The organism is Ensifer sp. R-19 (assembly GCF_049905105.1).
In the GTDB taxonomy this organism is placed as follows: Bacteria; Pseudomonadota; Alphaproteobacteria; order Rhizobiales; family Rhizobiaceae; genus Ensifer.
Genome location: NZ_CP184569.1, coordinates 3,552,959 through 3,573,716, shown reverse-complemented (window position 1 = coordinate 3,573,716; position 20,758 = coordinate 3,552,959). Strand labels below are relative to the sequence as shown.

17 protein-coding genes are annotated in these 20,758 nt (G+C 63.4%); 11 read left to right on the top strand and 6 right to left on the bottom strand.

The genetic code is table 11. From position 1 onward, the window contains the following. Nucleotides 1-78: 78 nt before the first annotated feature. Nucleotides 79-1,143, bottom strand: a complete 1,065-nt coding sequence (locus tag ACN9MO_RS17260; protein ID WP_058328036.1) for a LacI family transcriptional regulator — start codon at nucleotides 1,141-1,143, stop codon at nucleotides 79-81. A 315-nt stretch (nucleotides 1,144-1,458) separates the two neighbouring features. On the opposite strand from ACN9MO_RS17260, the gene ACN9MO_RS17255 reads away from it, so the two are divergent. From ACN9MO_RS17255 to ACN9MO_RS17215, 9 genes are all read left to right on the top strand, one after another. Further along, nucleotides 1,459-2,691, top strand: a complete 1,233-nt coding sequence (locus ACN9MO_RS17255; RefSeq protein WP_425987127.1) for an ABC transporter substrate-binding protein — start codon at nucleotides 1,459-1,461, stop codon at nucleotides 2,689-2,691. A gap of 172 nt (nucleotides 2,692-2,863) precedes the next feature. Continuing rightward, complete coding sequence (locus tag ACN9MO_RS17250; protein ID WP_057254851.1) at nucleotides 2,864-3,742, top strand: carbohydrate ABC transporter permease; 879 nt, start codon at nucleotides 2,864-2,866, stop codon at nucleotides 3,740-3,742. Continuing rightward, nucleotides 3,742-4,623 (top strand): carbohydrate ABC transporter permease, encoded by an 882-nt coding sequence (locus ACN9MO_RS17245; protein WP_057254852.1) that lies wholly within the window; start codon nucleotides 3,742-3,744, stop codon nucleotides 4,621-4,623. Before ACN9MO_RS17250 ends, ACN9MO_RS17245 begins: the two co-directional genes overlap by 1 nt. 4 nt (nucleotides 4,624-4,627) lie before the next feature. Continuing rightward, complete coding sequence (locus tag ACN9MO_RS17240) at nucleotides 4,628-5,740, top strand: ABC transporter ATP-binding protein (RefSeq protein ID WP_425985759.1); 1,113 nt, start codon at nucleotides 4,628-4,630, stop codon at nucleotides 5,738-5,740. A 6-nt stretch (nucleotides 5,741-5,746) separates the two neighbouring features. Next, on the top strand, nucleotides 5,747-7,246 hold the full coding sequence (locus tag ACN9MO_RS17235; protein ID WP_093233457.1) for an FAD-dependent oxidoreductase: 1,500 nt from the start codon (nucleotides 5,747-5,749) through the stop codon (nucleotides 7,244-7,246). Further along, nucleotides 7,243-8,022 (top strand): 3-ketoacyl-ACP reductase, encoded by a 780-nt coding sequence (locus ACN9MO_RS17230; RefSeq protein ID WP_093233456.1) that lies wholly within the window; start codon nucleotides 7,243-7,245, stop codon nucleotides 8,020-8,022. The genes ACN9MO_RS17235 and ACN9MO_RS17230 overlap by 4 nt, the downstream gene beginning before the upstream one ends. Nucleotides 8,023-8,125: 103 nt before the next feature. Then, on the top strand, nucleotides 8,126-9,781 hold the full coding sequence (locus ACN9MO_RS17225; RefSeq protein WP_425985755.1) for a GMC family oxidoreductase: 1,656 nt from the start codon (nucleotides 8,126-8,128) through the stop codon (nucleotides 9,779-9,781). Between the two features lie 7 nt (nucleotides 9,782-9,788). Further along, entirely contained in the window at nucleotides 9,789-10,106 is a 318-nt protein-coding gene (locus tag ACN9MO_RS17220; protein ID WP_057254857.1) for a Dabb family protein, read from the top strand. 9 nt (nucleotides 10,107-10,115) lie between these two features. Continuing rightward, on the top strand, nucleotides 10,116-11,381 hold the full coding sequence (locus ACN9MO_RS17215) for a glycerate kinase type-2 family protein (RefSeq protein WP_112995708.1): 1,266 nt from the start codon (nucleotides 10,116-10,118) through the stop codon (nucleotides 11,379-11,381). A 111-nt stretch (nucleotides 11,382-11,492) separates the two neighbouring features. On the opposite strand, the gene ACN9MO_RS17210 is transcribed toward ACN9MO_RS17215, so the two are convergent. Then, nucleotides 11,493-12,830, bottom strand: coding sequence for an aspartate aminotransferase family protein (locus tag ACN9MO_RS17210; protein ID WP_112995629.1), 1,338 nt, complete (start codon nucleotides 12,828-12,830; stop codon nucleotides 11,493-11,495). 148 nt (nucleotides 12,831-12,978) lie between these two features. On the opposite strand from ACN9MO_RS17210, the gene ACN9MO_RS17205 reads away from it, so the two are divergent. Then, nucleotides 12,979-13,527, top strand: a complete 549-nt coding sequence (locus ACN9MO_RS17205; RefSeq protein ID WP_057255083.1) for a cupin domain-containing protein — start codon at nucleotides 12,979-12,981, stop codon at nucleotides 13,525-13,527. A gap of 233 nt (nucleotides 13,528-13,760) precedes the next feature. On the opposite strand, the gene ACN9MO_RS17200 is transcribed toward ACN9MO_RS17205, so the two are convergent. The 4 genes from ACN9MO_RS17200 to hglS are packed head-to-tail and all read right to left on the bottom strand — an operon-like array spanning nucleotide 13,761 to nucleotide 19,413. Continuing rightward, nucleotides 13,761-14,993 (bottom strand): pyridoxal phosphate-dependent aminotransferase, encoded by a 1,233-nt coding sequence (locus tag ACN9MO_RS17200; RefSeq protein ID WP_112995630.1) that lies wholly within the window; start codon nucleotides 14,991-14,993, stop codon nucleotides 13,761-13,763. A gap of 26 nt (nucleotides 14,994-15,019) precedes the next feature. Further along, nucleotides 15,020-16,552 carry an L-piperidine-6-carboxylate dehydrogenase gene (locus ACN9MO_RS17195; RefSeq protein WP_057254860.1) on the bottom strand — a complete coding sequence of 511 codons (1,533 nt, stop codon included), beginning with the start codon at nucleotides 16,550-16,552 and terminating at the stop codon, nucleotides 15,020-15,022. Nucleotides 16,553-16,580: 28 nt separating this feature from the next. Then, nucleotides 16,581-18,002 (bottom strand): FAD-binding oxidoreductase, encoded by a 1,422-nt coding sequence (locus ACN9MO_RS17190; protein WP_113132346.1) that lies wholly within the window; start codon nucleotides 18,000-18,002, stop codon nucleotides 16,581-16,583. A 10-nt stretch (nucleotides 18,003-18,012) separates the two neighbouring features. Next, the gene (hglS, locus tag ACN9MO_RS17185) at nucleotides 18,013-19,413 is read right to left on the bottom strand and encodes a 2-oxoadipate dioxygenase/decarboxylase HglS (protein ID WP_113132347.1); all 1,401 of its coding nucleotides are present in this window, start codon (nucleotides 19,411-19,413) and stop codon (nucleotides 18,013-18,015) included. Nucleotides 19,414-19,526: 113 nt separating this feature from the next. Between hglS and ACN9MO_RS17180 the strand changes: the two genes are divergently transcribed. Further along, entirely contained in the window at nucleotides 19,527-20,420 is an 894-nt protein-coding gene (locus ACN9MO_RS17180) for a LysR family transcriptional regulator (protein WP_112995633.1), read from the top strand. Nucleotides 20,421-20,758: the final 338 nt, after the last annotated feature.

The window sequence follows — 20,758 nt, the reverse complement described above, 5'->3', positions numbered from 1 at the left end:
ATGCGGATCGAGGGCGGAGATCAGAGGCGGCAGGAGGCAGCGTCACGCGACGCGGCCTTGCGCATCTTTTCCGCCCGCTCAGCCCGCCGTGCTGAAACTCGCGGGGATCTGCGGACAGAGCAACAGTTGCAGCTTGCTGACGTCGCTTTCGCCGCCGATCTTCTGCAGGAGCACCCGGCCCATATCCTCGCCGGTTGCCGTCAGGTCTTCGTAGATCGTCTCGACCTGCGGCTGGATGGCGCTCAGCAGATGCGAGGTCTGCTTGGCCACGATGTCGTATTCGCGGCCAAGCGTCAGCCCGCAATCGCTCATGCCGGTGATGGTTGCGAGCGCGCAGACCTCCCCGCCGCACATGAAACTGTCCGGCGGACCGGGCTCGGCGTAGCGCTGCCGGATACGGTCGCGGATCGCGCCGGCGGGGCTATCAAGGTCGATGCCGGTGAGGATCTCATAGGCGCAGCCGGCCTCGCGCACGGCGGTCATGAAGCCATGCTGCAGATGACCGGCGAAGGTGAAACCGGCGGGACCGCTGATGAGAGCCGGCTTGCGCCTGCCCTTGGCGATCAGGCGTTTCGTCGCCTGGTAGGAAAAGGTGAAGTTGTCGTAGTCGACATAGGGATGCGGGGTGGAAAGCTCAGTGCGCCCATGGGTGACGAAGGGAAAGCCGAGATCCGACAGCAGCCGGACGCGGGGATCGAGCGGTTCCGTGCGCGAGAAGATCAGGCCGTCGGCCATGCCGTTGCGGGTGATGTAGTTGACCGCCTCGACATTGGTCGAATTCAGGAAGTTCGGCATGACGATCAGGTGAAACGCCGTGCCCTGCAGCGCCTTGGCGATGCCGCTCATGATCGACGTGCCGTAGCCCAGGATTTCCTCATGCGGGTCGAGCAGCACGCCGATGACATTGGTGCGGCCGGTCTTCAGGCGCTGGGCGGCGCGGTCGGGCGAGTAGCCGATCTCATCGGCGACCTCGCGCACCCGCTTGCGGGTATCGAGCGAAATCTGCGGCGCATCGGAAAGCGCGCGGGATACGGTGGTGACCGCAAGGCCGGTGATTTCCGCGATCGTGCGAAGGGTCGGCTTGCCGCGCTTGGCGGTGGAGCCACCGTCTTCGCGATGGGCGGGCTTGGAGGGATCGGCCAATGCAAGTCATCCTGAGAGCGGGCGAGAGCGGGTTTTGTAACGTGGTGCGAACGCTTAGGCAATCGAATCATGAAAACGTTTTAAATCTCGCATCGCGGCATGATTTGCTGCACTGCAATAGCTAATGCGTGCTATATAATTCAGCAAATTCAAAAGGTTCCGAAGGTGCTAAAATACAAAATGGCGGAATGCTTGACTTGCTGAATTTATAACGTTTTAAATGGCCAGCCGCTGGCTAGAGCGGCGCGAATTCCGGGGTGGAAGGAGGTTCCACTTCGAAAACTTGCAAACGGGAGGATAACGATGCGCAAGTTGATGACGACGACGGCCGTTGTGGCGCTGATGATGGCGGCCACCGCCGCGCGCGCAGCCGAGAATGTGGAAGTTCTGCACTGGTGGACATCCGGTGGCGAAGCTGCCGCGCTCGACGTTCTGAAGAAGGATCTGGAAAGCAAGGGCATCACCTGGACCGACATGCCGGTTGCCGGCGGTGGCGGCACGGAAGCCATGACCGTCCTGCGCGCTCGCGTCACCGCGGGCAACGCTCCGACCGCCGTGCAGATGCTCGGCTTCGACATTCTCGACTGGGCCAAGGAAGGCGCGCTCGGCAACCTCGACGAGACGGCTGCCAAGGAAGGCTGGGACAAGGTCGTTCCGACCGCCCTGCAGCAGTTCTCGAAGTATGACGGCCACTGGATCGCAGCTCCGGTCAACGTGCATTCGACCAACTGGGTCTGGATCAACAAGGCCGCACTCGACAAGGCTGGCGGCAAGGAGCCGGCCAATTGGGACGAGCTGATCGCTCTGCTCGACAACTTCAAGGCTCAAGGGATCACCCCGATTGCTCATGGCGGCCAGCCCTGGCAGGATGCGACGATTTTCGACGCCGTCGTGCTTTCGCTCGGCACCGACTTCTACAAGCAGGCCTTCATCGATCTCGACCCGGCAGCGCTCGGCGGCGACAAGATGAAGGAAGCCTTCGATCGCATGACGAAGCTGCGCTCCTATGTCGACGACAACTTCTCCGGTCGCGACTGGAACCTCGCTTCCGCCATGGTCATCGAGAACAAGGCCGGCCTGCAGTTCATGGGCGACTGGGCGAAGGGCGAGTTCCTGAAGGCCAAGAAGGTGCCTGGCACCGATTTCGTCTGCATGCGCTTCCCGGGCACGCAAGGCTCGGTCACCTTCAACTCCGACCAGTTCGCGATGTTCAAGGTTGCTGACGACAAGGTTCCGGCGCAGCTCGCCATGGCTTCGGCCATCGAAAGCCCGACCTTCCAGTCGGCCTTCAACGTCGTCAAGGGTTCGGTCCCGGCCCGCACCGACGTTCCGGACATGGACTTCGACGCTTGCGGCAAGAAGGGCATCAAGGACCTCGCCGAAGCCAACAGCAACGGCAAGCTTTTCGGTTCCATGGCGCATGGCCATGCCAACCCGGCTGCCGTCAAGAACGCGATCTACGACGTCGTGACGCGTGAGTTCAACGGCGAACTGACGTCCGAAGAGGCCGTCAAGGAACTGGTCACAGCGGTCGAGGCCGCGAAGTAACGGGCTCGTTCCGGGGCGCTCAAAGCGCCCCGGACACCCATTCCGACATGCAAGCGTCGTCGTACCGCCGTGGCCAATAGGACGCGGGGAAGGGCGCTTCGATACCCAGAACCTCGCGCGGATGCCGATATCAGGGATTTCCCGACGGCCGCGCCAGAAGTGGTGAACGTTCATGGATAGCCGCAGCCGCCTGCAGGACCTGATACCGAAGCTGGTCCTTGCCCCGAGCTTCCTTATCGTCCTGATCTTTGTCTATGGCTTCATTGCCTATACCGGCTTCTTGTCGATGACGGACAGCAAGATGCTGCCGTCCTACAATTTCGTCGGGTTCAGCAATTACGCGAAACTGTGGGCGCTGCCGCACTGGTGGCGGGCGGTGAGCAACCTGGCGATCTTCGCCGCGCTCTATATCGCCATCTGCTCCGTGCTCGGTCTCGGGCTGGCAATCCTGCTCGACCAGAAGATCCGGGCCGAAGGTTTCCTGCGGCCGATCTACCTCTATCCGATGGCGCTCTCGTTCATCGTGACGGGAACGGCCTGGAAGTGGTTCCTCGATCCTGGCATCGGTCTTGAAAACACCATGCATCTCTGGGGCTGGGAGAGCTTCTCCTTCAACTGGATCAAGGACCGCAACTACGCGATCTACTGCGTCGTGATTGCCGCGGTCTGGCAGTCGACCGGCTTCATCATGGCGATGTTCCTGGCCGGCCTTCGCGGCGTCGACAACGAGATTATCAAGGCAGCACAGATCGACGGCGCCAAGACCTCGACGATCTATCGCCGGATCATCATTCCCTTGATGCGGCCGGTGTTCCTGTCGGCCTTCGTGGTGCTCGCGCACCTGGCGATCAAGGCCTACGACCTGATCATCGCCTTGACCGGCGGCGGCCCGGGGCAGGCGACCGAACTGCCGGCGACCTTCATGTATTCCTACACCTTCACCCGCAACCAGATGGGCATCGGCGCGTCCTCGGCGATCATCATGCTGGTGATGATCTTCTCGATCATCGTGCCGTACCTCTATTCCGAAATCCGGGGAGCAAAACGCTGATGAGCGCTCCGAGCCCAGACAACATCATCTCGCACAACCGCCTCACCCGTGCGCTGATCTATACCGCACTGATCCTTTTCGCGCTCTATTCGCTGCTGCCGCTCTATGTGATGCTGGTGAATTCGGTGAAGCCGCTCGATGAGATCCGCCAGGGCGGCATGCTCAACCTGCCGCAAACCTTTACCATCGAGCCCTGGCTTCAGGCCTGGTCGACGGCGCAGATCGGTGTGCAGCCGACCGGCCTGAAACCCTTCTTCATCAACTCGATCCTGATGGTGGTGCCGGCCGTGGCGATCTCGACGATCATCGGCGCGCTCAATGGCTACGTGCTGACGAAGTGGCGCTTTCCCGGTGCCAACATCTTCTTCGGCATGCTGCTCTTGTCCTGCTTCATCCCGTTCCAGATCGTGCTGATCCCGATGGCGCGCATCCTCGGTATCCTGGGGCTCGCCGGTTCGATCTGGGGCCTGATCTTCGTCCATGTGATCTACGGCCTGGGCTTCACGACGCTTTACTTCCGCAACTACTACGAGGCGTTTCCGACGGAACTGGTGCGCGCGGCGCAGATCGATGGCGCCAGCTTCTTCCAGATCTTCTGGCGCATCCTCCTGCCGTCGTCCGGCCCAATCATCGTCGTTTCGGTCATCTGGCAGTTCACCAACATCTGGAACGACTTCCTGTTCGGTGCGTCTTTCTCCGGCCCCTATTCGACGCCGATGACGGTCGCGCTCAACAACCTCGTTTCGTCGTCGACCGGGGTCAAGGAATACAACGTTCACTTCGCAGGCGCGATCCTTGCCGCCCTGCCAACGCTCATCGTCTACATCGTGTCCGGCCGCTACTTCGTTCGCGGGCTGATGTCGGGCGCCGTGAAAGGATAAGCTCATGTCTTTCTTGAAAATCAGCAACCTGCGCAAATCCTATGGCTCGCTCGAGATCCTGAAGGACATCAACCTGGAGATTGAAAAGGGTGGTTTCCTCGTGCTCGTCGGCCCCTCGGGCTGCGGCAAGTCCACGCTGCTCAACACGATTGCCGGGCTGGAGCCGATCACGTCGGGGGAGATCGCCATCAATGGCCGCTCGGTCGCCGATCTGCATCCGTCGAAGCGCGACATCGCCATGGTGTTCCAGTCCTACGCGCTCTATCCGAACATGACGGTCGCCGGAAACATCGCCTTCGGCATGGAAATCCGCGGCGTGCCGAAGGACGAGCGCGAAAAGGCGATCAAGCAGGTCGCCGACATGCTGCAGATCGGCCATCTGCTCGACCGCAAGCCGAGCCAGCTTTCCGGCGGTCAGCGCCAGCGCGTCGCCATGGGCCGTGCGCTGGTGCGCAACCCGCAGGTCTTCCTGTTCGACGAGCCGCTGTCCAACCTCGACGCCAAGCTGCGCGTCGACATGCGCACCGAGATCAAGCGCCTGCACCATCGCATGAAGACGACGATCGTCTACGTCACGCACGACCAGATCGAGGCGATGACGCTGGCGACCAAGATCGCGGTCTTGAAGGACGGCGTGCTGCAGCAGTTCGGAACGCCGGCGGAGATCTACAACAATCCGGCCAACATGTTCGTCGCCGACTTCATGGGCTCGCCGGCCATGAACCTGTTGACGGCGCGCATCGAAAAGAGCGGTTCCGACGTTGCCGTCACGCTCGCGCGCCCGAACGCCGAGCCGATGAAGCTGGCGGTGCCGCATAACGGCGCACTCGCCCCCTATGCCGGCAAGGACGTCGTCTTCGGCATCCGTCCGGAAGCGCTGACCGATCCTGACGGGGCCGACCGCAATGCCAAGGCGATCGTCGAAGGTGAATGCCTGATCGAGGTGGTTGAGCCCGCGGGTTCGGACACTTTCGCGGTGACCCGTCTCGGCGGCAAGGAGGTCGTTGCTCGCCTGCGCGCCGATGCGCGCATCGCCCCCGGCCAGACCTCGCGCCTTGCCTTCAACCTCGACAAGGCGGTGTTCTTCGACCCGCAGAGCCAGCAGCGGATCGTGTAACGAACGATGCAGGAGCAGCCGGACATCGTCATCATCGGGTCGGGTATCGGCGGCTCCACCCTTGCGGCGGGGCTTGCCGGCTCCGGTGCCCGCATCGCCATCCTCGAGCGCGGCGAGCGCCTGCCCGATACGCCGGAGGCGCGCAGCTACAGCTCGATCTTCGTCAAGGGCCATTTCCGGCCAAAGGAGATGTGGCGCGAGCCCGATGGTGCCGAGTTCAATCCGGGAAATTTCTACTTCGTCGGCGGCAATTCCAAGCTGTTCGGCGCGGTGCTCCTGCGCTACCGTGCCGAGGATTTCACCGAGATGCAGCACCTTGGCGGCGTCTCGCCGGCCTGGCCCTTTGCCTATGAAGAGCTGGAGCCGTGGTACGGCAAGGCCGAGCAATTGTTCGAGGTGCGCGGCGAGCTGGGCCAGGACCCGACGGAGCCGTTCCATGCCTCGCCCTATCCTCACGGCCCGGTACCGGACGAGCCGGCGATTGCCCGCGCGCGCGCCGAGTTGAAGGCGCAGGGACTGCACCCGGCGACGCTGCCGCTCGGTGTCGATATCGAGACGTGGCTCGCCGGCGGGCGCACGCCATGGGACGGATTTCCCAACACCGGCAAGGGCAAGAAGGATGCCGAGACCGCATCGCTTGCGGCCGCCCTGAAGGACCCCAATATCGAGCTGATCACCTCAGCCCATGTCGACACGTTGGAGGCGGGGCCGGGCGGCCGGATCGAGGCGATCCACTATACCCACAGGGGCGAGAAGAAGAAGCTGTCGCCGAAGCTGGTGATCCTGGCGGCGGGCGCGATCAATTCGGCGGCCATCCTGCTGCGCTCCGGCGACGGCAAGGGGCTGGCAAACGCTTCCGACCAGGTCGGCCGCAACTTCATGAACCACAATTGCAGCGCCATGCTGGCGATCAATCCGTTCAGGCGCAACGACAGCATCTACCAGAAGACGCTGATGCTGAACGACTATTACCTGACCGGCGGTAGGGATGGCCTGCCACTCGGCAATGTCCAGCTGCTCGGCAAGATCAATGCCGACATCCTCAAGGCCAATGCGCCGATCTGGGGGCCACGCTTCGCCTTCGACTTCATGGCCGGTCATGCGGTCGACTGGTACATGATGACCGAGGACCTGCCGAACCCGGAAAGTCGTATCATGGTCGACGGCAAGGGCATCATCATGCAGTGGCGGCGCTCGAACATGGAGGCACTTTCCGGGCTCGAAGCGAAGATGCGCGCGCACTTCAAGGCCGCCGGCTATCCGATCGTGCTTTCCCAGGCCTTCGACAAGCGCACGCCGTCGCACCAATGCGGCACGGTGCGAATCGGCACCGACCCGAAGGACGCGCCGCTCGACGTCTATTGCCGTGCCTTCGACCACCCCAATCTCTTCGTCGTCGACGCCGCCTTTCTGCCCACGTCCGCCGCCGTCAATCCGGCGCTGACGGTTGCCGCCCAGGCGCTGCGCGTCGCCGACCATATCGTTGCGAAGGAGTTCCGATCATGACGTCATCGACGCGTCCCGTCGCCATCGTCACCGGCGGCCGCCGCGGCATCGGGCTCGGCGTTGCCCGCGCGCTTGCGCGCGACGGTTTCGACATCGCCATCACCGGTCTCGGCGCTCCAGACACTGCCACGGACCAGACGCTTGCCGAACTTGCGGGCGACAGCGGCCGGGCCATCTACATCGAGGCCAATCTTGCCGATGTCGGCGGGCATGGCGCCACCGTTGAGCGCGTTCGCGCCGAGCTCGGCCCGATCCGCTGCCTCGTCAACAATGCCGGCATCGCCTCGGTCGTCAGGGGTGACTTTCTCGACCTGCTGCCGGAGAATTTCGACACGATCGTCGCCACCAACCTGCGCGGCACGGTGTTTTTCACCCAGGCCGTTCTGGTGTCGATGCTGACCGATCCGGCCGATGTGACGCCGCGGTCGATCATCAACATCACCTCGGTTTCGGCGACGATGAGTTCGCCGGAGCGGCTCGACTATTGCATGACCAAGGCCGGGCTTGCCGCCTTCAGCCAGGGGCTGGCGCTACGGCTCGCCAATACCGGAATCTCGGTCTTCGAGATCCGGCCGGGCATCATCCGCTCCGACATGACCGCGGGCGTCTCGGCGAAATACGACACTCTGATCGATGGCGGGCTGGTGCCGATGCGCCGTTGGGGCGAGCCGGCGGATATCGGCAACATGGTGGCCGGTCTCGCCGGTGGCAAATTCGGCTTTGCCACGGGTTCTGTCATCCAGGCGGATGGCGGCCTTTCGATCGGCCGACTCTAGGAAACAGGCAGGACTTACAGACGCTCGCAAGCGGGCAGGGTTTGGAGTTATCACGTCGAAAACTTGGAACGTTCCAAATGGCGGCGGCGGAGGAAAACAGGGAATGAGCTACGACTACATCATCACCGGTGCCGGCCCGGCCGGCTGCGTTCTTGCCAACCGCCTCTCCGAGGATCCGTCGGTGCGCGTCCTGCTGCTGGAGGCCGGCGGCGGCGACTGGAATCCGCTGTTCCACATGCCGGCCGGCTTTGCCAAGATGACCAAGGGGGTGGCCAGCTGGGGCTGGGAGACCGTGCCGCAGAAGCACATGAAGGGCAGGGTGCTGCGATATACCCAGGCCAAGGTCATCGGCGGCGGCTCCTCGATCAATGCCCAGCTCTATACCCGCGGCAATGCCGCCGACTACGATCTCTGGGCTTCCGAGGACGGCTGCACCGGCTGGGACTATCGCAGCGTACTTCCCTATTTCAAACGCTGCGAAGACAACCAGCGCTTTGCCGACGACTATCACGCCTATGGCGGCCCGCTCGGCGTCTCAATGCCGGTCTCTGCCCTGCCGATCTGCGACGCCTATATTCGGGCCGGCCAGGAACTCGGCATTCCCTACAACCACGATTTCAACGGCCGCCAGCAGGCGGGCGTCGGCTTCTACCAGCTTACCCAGCGCAACCGTCGCCGGTCGAGCGCGTCGCTTGCCTATCTCTCGCCGATCAAGGATCGACGTAATCTGACGGTCCGCACCAGCGCGCGCGTCGCCCGTATCGTGCTTGAGGGCACCCGCGCCGTCGGCGTCGAAGTCGTCACGGGCAAGGGCAGCGAGATCATCCGGGCGGAGCGGGAAGTGCTTGTTTCCTCCGGCGCCATCGGTTCGCCAAAGCTCTTGCTACAGTCCGGCATCGGCCCGGCCGATCACCTGAAGTCGGTCGGCGTCTCGGTGAAGCACGACCTGCCCGGCGTTGGCGGCAACCTGCAGGACCACCTCGATCTCTTCGTCATTTCCGAATGCACCGGCGACCACACCTATGACGGTGTGGCGAAACTTCATCGTACGCTATGGGCCGGACTGCAATATGTGCTGTTCCGTTCCGGACCGGTGGCGTCCTCGCTCTTTGAAACCGGGGGCTTCTGGTATGCCGATCCCAATGCGCGCTCGCCGGATATCCAGTTCCATCTGGGGCTTGGCTCCGGCATCGAGGCGGGCGTCGAAAAGCTGAAGAACGCCGGCGTGACGCTCAATTCCGCCTATTTGCATCCGCGCTCACGCGGCACGGTCCGGCTTTCGTCCTCCGATCCGGCGGCAGCGCCTCTCATCGACCCCAACTATTGGGAGGATCCGCACGATCGCAAGATGTCGATCGAGGGGTTGAAGATCGCCCGCGAGATCATGCAGCAGGCGGCGCTGAAGCCTTTCGTGATGGCGGAACGTCTTCCCGGCAATTCGGTCATCAGCGATGAACAGTTCTTCGACTACGGCTGCGCCAATGCCAAGACGGATCACCACCCGGTTGGGACCTGCAAGATGGGGACGGACGCCATGGCGGTGGTCGACCTCGATCTCAAGGTGCGGGGGCTGGAGGGACTGCGCGTCTGCGACAGCTCGGTGATGCCGCGCGTTCCCTCTTGCAACACCAACGGGCCGACGATCATGATGGGGGAGAAGGGCGCCGACATCATTCGCGAGCGCCAGCCCCTGCCGCCTACCATCTTTGCCCACGAACGTAACGACAGCCGCCCGCGCGCCCGCGCCGATATCCGTTGAGGTCCCCATGATCCGCCATTGCGTCTTCATCCGCTTCCGCCCCGAAATCTCCGAGGAGGAGAAAGCAACGATCTTCGACGAGATCGTCGCGCTGAAATCACGGTTGCCGGGTTTCATGGCAGCCCATATCGGTGGCAATGTCAGCCCGGAAGTGGGCATGGACAAGGGCCATGGCCTAGGTTTCATCGTCGACTTCACCGATGCGGCGGCCCGCGACGCCTACCTGGAAGACGAGGCGCACCGCAAGACCGGCGCCAAGATCGTCGCTGCGGCCGAAGGCGGCGTTGCCGGTATCTTCGTCTACGACCTCGAAATTGCCGATTGAGTGACGATCATGCTCGAAGCGCGCCCGTTCCTGACCCGGCTATTCGAGGAAGCCGTAAGAGCCGCCGACCCCTATGAGGCAATCAAGGCGCATCTGCCCGATCCGCCAAAGGGGCGGACCGTGGTCGTCGGCGCCGGCAAGGCGGCGAGCCAGATGGCGGCCGCCTTTGAGCGGCTCTGGAAGCATCCGTTGCGCGGGACGGTGGTGGCACGACACGGCCCGATCGAACATTGCGAGCGGATCACGGTGCTGCAATCGGCCCACCCTGTGCCGGACGAAGCCGGCCTCGCGGCCTCGAGCGTGCTGCTTTACGCCGTCTCCAACCTGACAGCCGACGATCTCGTGGTTGCGCTGGTTTCCGGCGGCGGCTCGGCCCTGCTGCCGGCGCCGCCTGAAGGCTTGACGCTTGCCGACGAGATTGCGGTCAACAAAGCGCTCCTTGCTTCCGGTGCACCGATCTCAGCGATGAATGTGGTCCGCAAGCACGTGTCGCGCATCAAGGGCGGTCGGCTCGCTGCGGCGGCTTTCCCGGCGCGTGTCGTCACCCTGGTGGTCTCCGACGTGCCCGGCGACAATCCGGCCTTCGTCGCCTCGGGTCCAACCGTTCCGGATCGCAGCACGCCGGCGGAGGCACTTGATATCGTTGCTCGTTACCGCATGGCGCTGCCCGATGGGGTGATGGCGCATCTGCGCTCGGAAGCGGCAAGAGCGCCCGATCCGGACGATCTGCGTTTTGCCGGACATGAATGCCACGTGATCGCCTCGGCGAGCGTGTCGCTCGAAGCGGCCGCGGCTAAGGCGCGCGAACTCGGTATCGAGGCGCGCATTCTATCCGATGCGATCGAGGGAGAGGCGCGTGATATCGGCCGCATGCATGCGGCGCTCGCTCGTGAAGTGGCGCTCAGGAGCCGCCCCTTCGAGAAGCCGGTGGTGCTGCTTTCCGGCGGCGAGACGACGGTGACGATCTCAGGCAAGGACTACGGCAAGGGTGGGCGCAACAGCGAATTGCTGCTGTCGCTGTCGCTCGATATCGATGGCGTTGCGGGCATTGATGCGCTTGCGGCGGATACGGATGGCATCGACGGTTCCGAGGACAATGCCGGCGCCTTTGCCGACGGTGAGAGCATAACCCGCATGCGGGCGGCCGGCATCGATCCGCGCCTGCACCTCGCCCGCCATGATGCCTGGTCGGCCTTTGCCGCGAGTGGTGATCTCTTCGCGCCCGGACCGACCGGAACGAACGTCAACGATTTCCGGGCGCTGCTGATCCGCTAGGACGCGGCTTTCTCGCAGAGATGTTAGCCGGATTCGGCGCCGCATGTGAAATGCAAACGCCGCCGCCGATATCCGCGGCGGCGGCGCTGTTTTGACTTGCTTCGCTTTGACTTACTTGGCGCGCTTCAGCGCATCGCCAAGGATCGATACGATCTCGGCGAAATGCTTCTCTTCGGCGATCAGCGGCGGCGAGAAGGCGATGATGTCGCCGGTGACGCGGATCAGCAGACCCTTTTCGAAGCAATCGACGAAGACGTCATAGGCGCGGGCGCCGACAGCGCCGTCGCGCGACTGCAGCTCGATGCCGGCAATCAGGCCGATCGTGCGGATGTCGATGACGTTTGGCAGGCCCTTCATGGAATGCATGGCATCGTGCCAGGCGTCCTGCAGCTCGACAGCGCGGGTCATCAGGCCCTCGTCGCGGTAGATGTCGAGCGTGGCGATGCCGGCGGCGCAAGCGGCCGGGTGGCCGGAGTACGTGTAGCCGTGGAAGAGCTCGATCGCGTTTTCCGGACCATGCATCAGAGCATCGTGCACCTTGCGGCTGGCAAAGACAGCGCCCATCGGGATCGCGCCGTTGGTAAGCCCCTTGGCGGTCGTCACCAGATCGGGCGTGACGCCGAAGAAATCCGTCGCAAAGGGGGCGCCCAAGCGGCCGAAGCCGGTGATGACTTCGTCGAAGATCAGGAGGATGCCGTGCTTGTCGCAGATGGCGCGCAGGCGTTCCAGGTAACCCTTCGGCGGGATGAGCACGCCGGTCGAGCCGGCGACCGGTTCGACGATGCAGGCGGCGATGGTTTCGGCGCCGTGCAGCGCCACCAGCCGCTCGAGATCATCGGCAAGTTCGGCGCCGTGCTCCGGCTGGCCCTTGACGAAGGCGTTCTTGGCGAGGTCGTGGGTGTGGCGAAGGTGGTCCGAACCGGGAAGCTGCGGGAAGACGCGGCGGTTGTTGAGGATGCCGCCGACCGAAATGCCGCCAAAGCCGACACCGTGATAGCCGCGCTCGCGGCCGATCAGGCGGGTGCGGGTGCCCTGGCCAATCGCGCGCTGGTAGGCGATCGCGATTTTCAGCGCCGTGTCGACCGATTCGGAACCGGAGCCGGTGAAGAACACGCGATCAAGCTTCTGTCCCTCGGGGCCGGGGGCGATCTCCGCAAGGCGTTCGGCGAAGTCGAAGGCGATCGGGTGGCCCATCTGGAAGGAGGGGGCGAAATCCATGGTTGATAGCTGGCGCTCAACCGCGGCTGCGATTTGGCGGCGACCATGGCCGGCGTTGACGCACCAGAGGCCGGCGGTGCCGTCGAGGATCGTGCGGCCATCGGTGCTGGTGTAGTGCATGCCCTCGGCGGACGCGAGCAGGCGCGGTGCCTGTTTAAACTGCCGGTTGGCGGTAAACGGCATCCAATAGCTGTCGAGTATGGGAGCGTTGGGTTTGGTGTGCTGGTTCATGGCATCCTCCTAAGGTCGGCGATTGACGCCATGATTTGATTTGCCAAACAAGTCCTTTTCTGCTGTCACTTAACTCATTGAATTTCATCGGGTCGATGCAGTGTGTTTGCGCTATTTCGAACAACCTGAACACCAAGGTTTGATCTGCATGACAGTCGACATCGGAAACCGGCTTCGTCATCTGAGGCTGATGCACAATCTGTCGCAACGCGAACTCGCCAAGCGCGCCGGCGTCACCAACTCGACGATCTCGCTGATCGAATCGAACGCCTCCAATCCGTCCGTCGGGGCTCTGAAGCGCATCCTCGACGGTATTCCGATCGGGCTTGCGGAGTTCTTCTCCTTCGAGCCGGAGAAGCCGCGCAAGGCGTTTTATGCGGCGGAGGAACTGGTCGAAATCGGCAAGGGGCCGATTTCCTACCGGCAGATCGGCGAGAACCTCTTTGGCCGCAGCCTGCAGATCCTGAAGGAATGTTACCAGCCGGGCGCCGACACCGGAAAGGTGCCGCTGGTGCATGATGGCGAGGAGGGAGGCATCGTACTCTCGGGCCGCATCGAGGTGACCGTCGATGACGAGCGGCGGATACTGGGGCCGGGGGATGCGTATTACTTTGAGAGCCGGCGGCCGCATCGCTTTCGCTGTGTTGGGCCGGTGCCTTGCGAGGTGATCAGCGCTTGTACGCCGCCGACGTTTTGAGGGGCAGGGTTGAGATCGGAAAGCCCCTCATCCCGCTGCCGCGACCTTCTCCCCGCAGGCGGGGCGAAGGGATATGCGGTCTACCTCCCAATCGCTCTCAAGCTTTGTCGGGAGGTAGCAATTCCGGCGCGGATGCGAAGACCTGCCTGGCAAGTGGGGCCGATGCTGCACACTCGACCGTCCCCTCTCCCCGCAAGCGGGGAGAGGGCTAGGGTGAGGGGCCGATCAGCCGGTTACGAAAGCCGCGCGCAGGCGTCGGCGATGCGTTTCAGTGCTTCCTGCAGTTCCGCTTCCGACGTCGCGTAGGAGATGCGGAAGAACGGCGAGAGACCGAAGGCCGAGCCTGGAACGACGGCCACGTGGGCATCGTCGAGCAGGTAGGCGCAGAAGTCCGTGTCCGTCTCGATCTTTTTGCCCGATGGCGTCACCTTGCCGAGCATGCCGGCGCAGCCGGAGAAGGTATAGAAGGCACCTTCCGGAACGCGGCAGTCAAGACCGTCGATGGCGTTGAGGGCGGCCACGACGAGATCGCGGCGGTGCTGGAAGCTGGCAGTGCGTTCCTTCAGGAATTCCTGCGGGCCGGTCAGCGCTGCCACCGAGGCGGCCTGGCTGACAGACGAAGGGCAGGAAGTTGCCTGGCTCTGGACCACGGCCATAGCCTTGATCAGGTCGCGCGGGCCACCGGCATAACCGATGCGCCAGCCGGTCATGGCATAGGCCTTGGAGACACCGTTGACCGTGAGCGTCCGGTCCTTGAGCCGAGGCTCAAGCTGGGCCGGGGTGACGAAGCGGAAGCCGTCATAGACGATGTGCTCATACATGTCGTCGACCAGCAGCCACACATGCGGATGCTTCAGGAGCACGTCGAGCAGCGGACGATAGTCGGCAGCGCTGTAGGCGGCGCCCGACGGGTTCGACGGCGAGTTGAGCAGCACCCAACGCGTCTTCGGCGTAATTGCAGCTTCGAGCTTGTCGGCAGTCAGGCGGAAACCGGAGGAGGCGTCGCAGGGGATCAGAACCGGCTTGCCTTCGCAGATCTGGACGATATCCGAATAGGAGGTCCAGTAGGGCGTCGGGATGATCACTTCGTCGCCGGGATTGATCGACGCCATCATGGCGTTGAACAGGATCTGCTTGGCGCCCGTTGCCACCGTGATCTCGTCCTGCTCGTAGGCAAGGCCGTTTTCACGCTGGAACTTTTCGCGGATTGCCTTCTTCAGGTCCGGCGTGCCGTCGAGCGCGGTGTACTTGGTGTCGCCGCGCTTGATCGCCTCGCAGGCGGCATCCTTGACGTAGTCGGGCGTGTCGAAGTCGGGCTCGCCCGCACCGAGGATGATGACCGGCTTGCCTTCGCGCTTCATCGCTTGCGCGCGGGCGCCGATTTTCAGGATTTCGGAGACTCCGATCGAGGAGATCCGCGAGGCGGGCTGAAAGCCCGCCTCCTTGACCGTTTGATTGATGGTCATGATCGAATCCTACCTGGGTGCGCCGATTATTCGATGTCGAACGACACGCCCTGCGCCAGCGGCAGAGCCTTCGAATAGTTCACCGTGTTGGTGGCGCGGCGCATATAGGCCTTCCACGAGTCCGAGCCGGATTCGCGACCGCCGCCGGTTTCCTTTTCGCCACCGAAGGCGCCGCCGATTTCAGCACCCGAGGTGCCGATGTTGACGTTGGCGATGCCGCAATCCGAGCCGTCGACCGCCAGGAAGCGTTCGGATTCCTGCATGTCGCGGGTGAAGATCGAGGACGACAGGCCGGCCGCGACCGCATTGTGGTCGGCAACGACGGCGTCGAAGTCGCTGTACTTCATGACGTAGAGGATCGGCGCGAAGGTCTCTTCGAGCACCGGGCCAGCCTGCTTCGGCATTTCGACGAGGGCCGGCTTGGCATAGTAGCCGTTATCATAGCCGAGTTCGACGCGTTCGCCGCCGGTGACGGTGCCGCCATGGGTCTTGGCTTCGCCGATTGCCTTCTGCATGCTGTCGAAAGCAGCCTTGTCGACGAGCGGGCCGACGAGGGCGGTCGATTCCAGCGGGTTGCCGACCGAGACCGAGCCATAGGCCTTCTTCAGACGCGGAACGAGCTGGTCATAGACGCTCTCGTGCACGAAGAGACGACGCATGGTGGTGCAACGCTGGCCGGCGGTGCCCATGGCGCCGAAGGCGATGGCGCGCAAGGCCATGTCGAGATCGGCCGAGGGGCAGACGATGCCGGCATTGTTGCCGCCGAGTTCGAGGATGGCGCGGGCAAAACGCTTGGCAAGGCGCGGGCCGACGTCGCGGCCCATGCGGGTGGAACCGGTCGCCGAAACGAGCGGAACCTTCGGGTTGTCGACGAGGACTTCGCCGACGGTGCGGTCGCCGATGAGAACCTGCGACAGGCCTTCCGGCGCATCGCCGAAGCGGGCGAGTGCACGCTCGAAGATTGCCTGCGAGGCAAGCGCCGTGAGCGGGGTCTTTTCCGACGGCTTCCAGACGACGGAGTTGCCGCAGACGAGCGCCAGCGCCGTGTTCCACGACCAGACGGCGACCGGGAAGTTGAAGGCCGAGATGACGCCGACGACGCCGAGCGGATGCCAGGTTTCCATCATGCGGTGGCCGGGGCGCTCGGTGGCGATCGTCAGGCCGTATAGCTGGCGGGAAAGACCGACGGCGAAATCGCAGATGTCGATCATTTCCTGGACTTCGCCGAGGCCTTCGGAGGTGATCTTGCCGGCTTCGATCGAAACCAGGCGGCCGAGGTCGGCCTTGAAGGCGCGCAGTTCTTCGCCGAGCAGGCGGATCAGTTCGCCGCGCTTCGGTGCCGGAACCAGGCGCCAGGCCTTGAAGGCTTCATGAGCCTTTTCGATCTTGGCAGCGGCTTCCGCGGCCGAAACCGTCTTGAGGTTGCCGATCTTTTCGCCGGTGACCGGGCTGTAGGACGGCATGTCGCCGCCGGTGTAGAGTTCCTTGGCGACGCCCATCTTTTCGAGAAGCGCTGCGGCTTCCTTGGTCACGTCGACTTTTTTGGTTGCGATGTTCATGGTCTGACTCCCGTTTTCCTGGCTTGACCTATCCGAAGCGCACGCTGCCGAGCTTTCCCGGCGAGGTGAGCGACTTCAGGCCCGCGGCCATGTCCTTGAGTTTGTCTGGTGTATAAAAGTCGTAATAGGCCTGGTTGCGGCGGCCGATCGCATGTTCCGCGCTGAAGCTGCCGTGATACTCCTCAACGGCGACGGCGAAAACCCATTCGCGAAGCCGGGATTCGAAGGTCTCGTCCTTGAGAAGGTCGCTGTCCTTCGGCACGACGAGGTTGAAGTGCACGCCGCCGTCGCCGATATGGCCGAAGTCGCAGACGGTCACATCAGGGAATTTCGCCGGCATTTCTGCCTTCATATGGTCGCAGAAGGCCATGATGTCACCCCTGCGGAAGGAGACGTCGAAGGCGATCAGCTTGCCGAGATGCTTGACGCCCTCGGACAGCGCGTGGCGCAGCGCCCAGATCTCGTGCGGCGGGCCGACGAAGGCATCGGCGAGCGGTGCCTCTTCCATTTCCCAGATCTCGGCGAGCGCCGATTCCAGCACGGCGTCGAGCGACTGTTCGCCGTCGCGGGGTGCCCAGGTGCGGCTGATCTCGGCGAGGATGACATAGTCGGGAACGTTGCCGCCCTGGAAGGGGTTCTTCAGCGACGGCACATGGGCGAAGGCGGCCGTGACGGCGTTCTTCGACATGCCCTCGAAGGCCGAGAGATAGGCGCCGAGCCGCTCTTCCATGGCTCGGAGCAACGGCAGTACATGGGCGCCGCTTGCCGGAACGAGCAGCGCGGTTGCCGTCTGTTGCGGCAGGCGTTCTAGGTTCAGCACGCATTCGGTGACGATGCCGAAGGCGCCCGAAGTGCCGATAAAGAGCTGCTTCCAGTCAACGCCGGTGTTGTTCTTGCGCAGGTCGCATTGCAGGTCGAGCACGGTGCCGTCCTCGTCTGCGAGAACGACCTTGAGCCCGAGGGTGTTGCGGCGCACGTCGCCATATTTCAGAAAGCGCGAACCGCCGGTATTGGTGGCGATCATGCCACCGATACGCGGGTCGGCGCCGAGATCGATCGGGAAGAACAGGCCGTGCTCTTCCAGGCGCCGGTTGAGATCGGACAGCCGAAAGCCGGCGTCGAGCCGCACCGAGCGATTGTCGAGGTCGAGCTCGAAGCGCTTCGCCAGCCGGTCGAGGCTGAGCACGGCCTCGTCGCCCGACTGATCCGGGGTCGAGCCGGAAACGAGGCCCGTGTTGCCGGATTGCGGGATCAGCGCGATGCCGTTCGTGACGCAATAGGCGACCGCAGCAGAGACTTCTTCCGTCGTTGCCGGCCGCAGCACGAGCGAAGTCCGGCCGCGATCGTAGCGCGCGCCGGTCTCGTAGGCTTCCAGGTCTTCAGGACGCGTAACGACACCCTTGTTTCCAAGGATGTCGGCGAGCGCGTCGATGTGCCGTTTGTCGATCATCAGAAAAGCATCATTCCGCAGCGATCGCGCCGGTCAAGGCCCGGATGCAGCTTTCGATCGAAGCCTGCTCGATGCCGGCATAGTGGTCGAATTCGTTGAGCACGGTGGCGCCGAGATCGCTTTCGAAGCGCTTCTGGTTCGGGCTGGCGACGAAGTCCTGCTGGGCGACGTCGCCGAGGTTCGACTGGAAGATACCCGCGGCGCTGACCGGCAGGAAGTCTTCGTAGACGATCGCGTCGAACTGGACGAGACCGCTCGCGATCAGCGCTTCGATGTCACGCGCCGGGGAGACGCCGGCCTTGCGGCCCTTCTCCGTCAGCGAGTAGCTGAAATAGCCGAGGCCGGCTTCGCGGATGCCTGCCCAAGTGTCCGGGAAGGGCTCAAAAGCCTTGGCGAGGGCTGCTTCGTATTCGCGGGCATTGGAGCCGTCGGCGGCCGGGCGGACGATCTTGCGCGAGGCGTCGAGCAGGTCGTCGTAGAGCGCGCGGCCTTTCGGGGTCAGCGCGATGCCGCGCTGTTCGATCTCGCCGAAACGGGCGGTGTGGGAGCCGGCCTTCCAGGCGCCGTCGGCATCCTTGAAGGAAACAGGCTCTTCCAATGCCTTGAACGAGGTCTGGCGCAAAAGGATCGGGCACTTGCGGGTCGGCGGGCCCTCGACGACGGCCTTCGGCGCGATTTCGTATTCCGGCATCAGCGCCTGCACCTTGTCGATGTCGAGCGTGCGCGGCGTCAGGTGGTTGATGTGCGGACCCTTGAAGGAGACGACGTCGGCGATCAGACGATGGGCGTCGTGCAGGCGCTTGTACATGTCGGCGCTGACATTGGCCTTGTCGTGCCAGCGGAAGGTTTCGAGCACTTCTGAGACGAAACGCTCAGCGTCGGCTTTGTCGAGACCGCCGTCACGTTCAGCCTTTTCGGTCAGTTCGACAGCGACGGGCGTAAAGATCCGGCGCTCGGCGAGGATCGCCTGTGATTCGGCGCGCAGGCTCTCGTCAGCGATCAAGTCCAGGCGCAGAAGCGAGGTGAAAACGCGGAAGGGATTGCGCTTCAGAGCGGCGTCACCAACGGGGCGGAAGGCCGTCGAGTGCACCGGGACACCGGCAGTCGACAGGTCGTAGTAGCCGACCGGGTACATGCCCATGACGGCGAAGACGCGACGCATCATCGATAGCTCGGCGGGTGTGCCGAGACGGATTGCGCCGTGGCGTTCCTCGGAGATGCGGTCGAGCGAATCCGTGGCGTCCAGACGCTCCTTCAGGACCGGGTCGGCGGCGAGCGTATCGTCGTTTACCTTGGCGACCAGTTCCATCAGCGTGCCGTAGGCCGGCACCTCTTCGCGGTACATGACCGACATGGCTGCGGAAAAGGACGAACGGATGTCGTCGGCCGATACGAAACTATTCTCTTTCACTGGGGCTCGCCTCGCGCTATGGGTGAAGGACAAGGTCATTCTCATTTCGGATCATATCCGATCGAACTGGCCATTGATCGCGTTGCTTCTGACTATGTTGATGCGAGGCTGGAATGAAGTTAAGCCGCAGGCTGGTTCCCGACGTGACGACGCTGCAGGCGTTCGAATGCGCGGCGCGACACGGCAGCTTCACGCAGGCCGCCGCCGAGCTGAACCTTACCCAAAGCGCCGTCAGCCGGCAGATCAAGGATCTCGAAAATCAGCTCGGCGTGCTTTTGTTCGAGCGCGTGCGCCAGCGGGTGATCCTGTCGGATGCCGGCCAGAAGTTCCTGCCCGAGGTTCGCCGTCTCCTCAATCAGACGGAGGAACTGATGGTGCGCGCCATGGCTTCGGCGCGGGCAGACTCGACGCTCTCGATCGCGTCGCTCCCGACTTTCGGCAGCCGCTGGCTGGTGCCGCGCCTTCCCGATTTCCTCAAGCGCCATCCGGATACGGTGCTGAACATCGCCTCCCGTTCCGCGCCCTTCGATTTCGACGAGCAGAACTTCGATCTCGCCATTCATTACGGCCAACCGGTCTGGGCGCGCGCCACCTGCAGCTATCTGTGCAGCGAGATCATCGTGCCGGCAGCGAGTCCTGCCCTGTTGGCGAACCATTCGATCGAGACCCCCGAGGATCTCGTCGCCGGCCCATTGCTGCATCTCGCCACGCGGCCGAAGCTCTGGGCGCAATGGTTCGAGGCCAACGACATGGACGGCCGCGGCGCCTATCGCGGCAACCGTTTCGACCAGTTCTCCATGGTGATCGAAGCGGCGACGGCGGGGCTCGGTTTCGCGCTGCTGCCACGTTACCTGATCGAGCAGGAAATCGCCGCCGGCACGCTCAGCATCGTGCTCGACCGGCCGATGAAGACGGAAAACAGCTATTATCTGGCCGTGCCCGAGGGTAAGCTCGAAAACCCCATCAGCCTGGCCTTCCGGGAGTGGATCACCGAGCAAGTGGGCTGAGCGGATCGACGCTTTTCTACGAATCGAGGGAACCTTCCTCGCCGCTTCACGTTTCGCCTCGTCTGCCATTCGCGATGAAGCTTGAGAAGAGGGCAATTGAGAGAGCTGTATCGAAGTGCCATTGGGGGCGCGCACAGCGGCCGGTTTCGGCTTGATTCGTTTGTGCGCAAATCGTCCGAACTTGTATGAGCAATCCTTGCAAGCTGTTGGCACCACGGCTAAAAAATGCCATTTTCATGCATCACCGCGGCCTTGAAAACCAATGCGCCGCCGGCTTTGCGATCTCCGATGCCCAGTCGAGGGCGGTGCCTGTTACCGCCAATTCCCCACATGCGGGA